The sequence below is a fragment of the Roseateles sp. genome (assembly GCF_036486225.1).
In the GTDB taxonomy this organism is placed as follows: Bacteria; Pseudomonadota; Gammaproteobacteria; order Burkholderiales; family Burkholderiaceae_C; genus Roseateles.
The window spans coordinates 1-4,038 of record NZ_DASVNZ010000118.1; the positions used below are offsets into that span (position 1 = coordinate 1).

Sequence of the window (4,038 nt, forward strand, 5' to 3'; positions counted from 1 at the left end):
CCTGGCCCTGCCGCAACTCCTGCGCGTCGGCGGCGCTCTCCGCCGGCATGCGCAGCACGGCCAGCGGTGCGGCCTTGCGCAGCGCGGCGAGCAGCGGCGGCCCGAGCGCCGCCGCCAGCGCGTCGTGACACTGGATCGTGAAGGTGCGCTCGACCTGCGCGATGTCGAACCGGCGCTGCCGCGCGAGCACCGTCCGTGCCCGCAGCACCACGTCGTGCACGTCCGTCTGGATCGCCAGCGCATACGGCGTGGGCGTCATCGCGCGACCGTTGCGCACCAGGATCGCATCGCCCGTCATGTGGCGGATCCGGTCGAGCGTGCGGCTCATCGCCGGCGAACTCACGTGCATGCGGGCGGCCGCGCCGCCGACGCTGCCCTCGTCCAGCAGCGCGTCCAGCGCCACGAGCAGGTTCATGTCGAGTTGCATCTCAGTTAACCCACCGGTGATCTCAATTGATTTGATGTTAATCGCCGCGCTGCCAACAATCGATCCCATCGTCATCACGAAGCTCACCATGACCGCCTTCGATACCGAGTACCGCGCCGCCGAGCGGCTGGCCGACATCGCCGCCGCCACCCCGCACGACGGCGCCGTGCTGGCCGCCACCGTCGCGGCCGTCCGCCTCACCGGCCGCCATCTGCTGGCGACCTTCAGCAAGCGGAGCCGGACGCCCGATGACCTCGACCAGTTGATCCGCGCCATCCACGTCAACGACGACGCTTCGCTCGCCGTCGCACGCGGGCTGTTGGAACGCACACTCCCGACGGCGGGCTGGGTCGACGACGAACTCGAAGGCGGCGTGCTGCCCGCCGGGGACTGGTGGATCTTCGATGCCGTGGAAGGCAATGTGAACCACGTGCATGGCCTGGCCGAATGGGGCATCAGCGCGACGCTGGTGCGCGACGGCGCGCCGCATCTCACGGCCGTGTACGAACCCGTGGCCGACCGGCTCTACACCGCGGTGCGGGGCAGCGGCATCGCCGCCGTCAACGGCGTGCCGCTGAGGCCGTCCACCAAGACCCAGCTGAAGGCAGCCATCGTGACCACGGGCCAGGCCAGGCCCGGGGAGTCCGCCGAGACCTACCGGCAGATCGGCGCGTCGGTGACGGCGATGCTGAACGCCGCGCTGGTGGTGCGGATGACGGTGCCGGCCACCTTCCAGCTCGGGCTCGTCGCGGGCGGACAGGCCGACGCCTTCTGGCAGCACAGCGATGTGCGGTCCGGACTGGCGGCCGGCGCGCTGCTGGTGTCCGAAGCCGGCGGCTCCGTGACCGACCTGCAAGGCCGGCCCTGGTCCTTCGCCAGCCGGGACTTCCTCGCCTGCGCGCCGGGCATCGAGCGAGAGGCGCTGAAGGTGCTGGGAGAAGTGGCATGAGCCGCGATCTCCAACCCGTCAGCATCCTCGGTGCCGGACGCGTCGGCGCCAACCTGGCCCGCGCCTTCGCCGATCGCGGGCACGCCGTGACCCTCGGACATCGCAGCCTCTCCACGAGCGCGCCCGCTTGGCAAGGCCCGGCAGTGCGTCACGCCACGCTGGCCGAGGCCGCCGCGGCGTCGCCCGTGGTCTTCCACGCCACGCCGGGGCACACCGCGCTGGAGCTGCTCAACAGCCTGCGCGGCCCGTTGCGGGACAAGGTGCTGGTGGACGTCTCCAACGCCACCGTGCGCCAGGCCAGCGGCGCGCCGGGCGAGCTGCTGTATCCGGACGGCAGCCTGGCCCAGCGGCTTCAGGCGGCGCTGCCGGAGACCCGCGTCGTGAAGGCCTTGAACACGATGTTCTTCACCGTCATGACCGCGCCGCGCAGCCTGGGCGCGCCCGCGCAGGCCTTTCTCAGCGGGGACGACGCCGACGCCAAGGCGCAGGTGCGGGCGCTGCTGGCCTCGCTGGGCTGGCCGGACGAGTGGATCCTCGATCTCGGCGGCATCGCCAGCGCGCGCGCCACCGAGGCGCTGATCCTGATGGCGCCGCACATCGTGGCGGCCAAGGGCTTCAAGCCGTTCGCGTTGACGGTCGCGGCTTGAGCGCGGCTTGAGCGCGGCTTGAGCGCGGCCAGCTTCCGACCCAGGCGGACGCCTTGCGCGCAGGGCGCTACGCGACGCCGTGCGTCCATCCCGGCACGTCGATGTAGTAGCGCACCGCCTTGCCCACGCCGTGCGCGCGCAGTTGGCCGGCCGCGGTCATCTCCGACAGGTCGCGGGTCGCCGTCGCCTTCGACACGCCGGTCATCTTCATGTACTTCTCGGCGTTGAGTCCGCCGAGGAAACCGCCGTCGCCGTCGTCGAGCAGGCGCTGCAGCACCTTGCGCTGACGCTCCTCCAGCGCGGTGGCGGCGTGCGTGTCCCAGAAGCGGCGCTTCTGGACGGCGGTGTCCATGACGTGATTCGCGGCATCGCAGGCGCCGGTGTACTGGCGCACGAACCATTGCACCCACGCGGTCAGGTCCATGCCGCCGCGCGAACCTTCCAGGGCCGCGTAGTACTCGGTGCGTGCGGTCAACAGTTGCCTGGACAGACTGTGCAGTCGCATCGGCGGCCTGAGATGCTGGGCAATCGCCATGTCGATGAGCGCCCGGCCGACACGGCCGTTGCCGTCCTCGAACGGATGGATGCTCTCGAACCAGAAATGGGCGATCGCGGCGCGCGCGAGTCCATCCAGACGAGGCCCGCCCAGCGGCAGCGCGACGCCCTTTCGCGGCGTGGTGGCGTTGAACCAAGCGAGGAAGCGCGCCATCTCGGCCGGCACGTCGCTCGAGACGGGCGCCTGGTAGTGCACCACCTCGCGACCGGGACGTCCGCTGACGATCTGCATCGGATCCGCGTGATCGCGATAGCGCCCCACGGCGATGCGCTGGAGACCGGAGAGCCCGGTCGGGAACAGCGCCGCCTGCCAGCGGCAGAGGCGATCCTCGTCCAGCGGCTGATCGATGTGGGTCGTCGCGTCCGCGATCATCGCGACGAGTCCGTCGACGTGACGGTCGACCGGCCCCTCCTCGCTCAGACCCATGCGCCGCAGCACCGACGAGCGCACGGCATCCGCGGACAGTCGCTCCCCTTCGATCGCAGCCGTCGCGACGACCTCGTCGGCGAAGACGTCCAGCACGACCGGACTCGTCACACCCAGGCCGATGGCCATCGCCTTGCCCTCGACGGTGCCGTGCATGACGTAGGCCTCGAACAGATCGGGCGCCACCGTCTGGGCGTCGTAGTGGAAATCCGGCCAGTCGGGACGCTGCCAGATCCAGGTCGGCGAGGCTGTCTTTCGGGTCATGAGCCGCATTTTGTCATTTACGGCTCATTCTGTGAGCCGTATTTCGTCAAATGCGGCTCATGGCCGATTCAGCCCAAGTCAGCCCAAGTACGCGGCGGCGCCGTCCCCGGCGACGAGGCCGCTGGCCATCGACGCGGTCAGCAGGTAGCCGCCGGTCGGCGCTTCCCAATCCAGCATCTCGCCGGCGACGAAAACGCCGGGCCGCGCCTTCAGCATCAGCCGCTCGTCGAGCGACTCGATCGTCACTCCGCCCGCGGTGCTGATCGCTTCCGCGACGGGCCGCGCGGCGCGCAGGCACAGCGGCAGTGCCTTCAGCGTGCGGGCGAGCGTCGCCGTGTCGGCGTACTCGTCCTTCGTGAGCGCCTCGTGCAACAGGCCGGCTTTCAGGCCCTCGATGTTCAAGCGGCTCTTCAGGTGCGAGGACAGCGACCGCGAGCCGCGCGGATGGGCGACCTGCTCCAGCACCCAGGCCGCGTCGCGGCCGGGCAGCAGGTCCAGGTGCACGAGCGCCTCGCCGTCGCGCTCGATCTTCTCGCGCAGCAGCGCGGACGCCGCATAGACCAGCGAGCCTTCGATGCCGGTCGCGGTCACGACGAACTCGCCCTGACGCGAGAACTGCCGACCGTCGACGCCTTCGGCGCTCAGCGCCACCGGCTTGAGCGGCTGACCGGCGAACTTGTCGGCGAAGAACGGCGACCAGCCGGGCGCCGCGCCGTCACGCGTCGGGCCGAGATCGAAACCGCAGTTGGCGGCCCGCAGCGGCGACACG

General features: G+C 70.7%; 5 protein-coding genes. 2 read left to right on the forward strand and 3 right to left on the reverse strand.

The window, feature by feature from the left end:
* Positions 1-415 (reverse strand): LysR family transcriptional regulator (locus VF536_RS08360; RefSeq protein WP_331614364.1); only part of this gene is annotated, 415 nt, incomplete at its 3' end.
* Positions 416-515: 100 nt separating this feature from the next.
* On the opposite strand from VF536_RS08360, the gene VF536_RS08365 reads away from it, so the two are divergent.
* Positions 516-1,376 carry an inositol monophosphatase family protein gene (locus VF536_RS08365; RefSeq protein ID WP_331614365.1) on the forward strand — a complete coding sequence of 287 codons (861 nt, stop codon included), beginning with the start codon at positions 516-518 and terminating at the stop codon, positions 1,374-1,376.
* Entirely contained in the window at positions 1,373-2,023 is a 651-nt protein-coding gene (locus tag VF536_RS08370) for an NADPH-dependent F420 reductase (protein WP_331614366.1), read from the forward strand. The genes VF536_RS08365 and VF536_RS08370 overlap by 4 nt, the downstream gene beginning before the upstream one ends.
* A 67-nt stretch (positions 2,024-2,090) precedes the next feature.
* Here the strand turns inward: VF536_RS08370 and VF536_RS08375 are convergent, their stop codons facing one another.
* Both VF536_RS08375 and VF536_RS08380 read right to left on the reverse strand, forming a co-directional pair.
* Entirely contained in the window at positions 2,091-3,269 is a 1,179-nt protein-coding gene (locus VF536_RS08375; protein WP_331614367.1) for a Fic family protein, read from the reverse strand.
* 78 nt (positions 3,270-3,347) lie between these two features.
* The coding region (locus VF536_RS08380) for a TIGR03862 family flavoprotein (RefSeq protein ID WP_331614368.1) at positions 3,348-4,038 on the reverse strand (691 nt) is incomplete at its 5' end.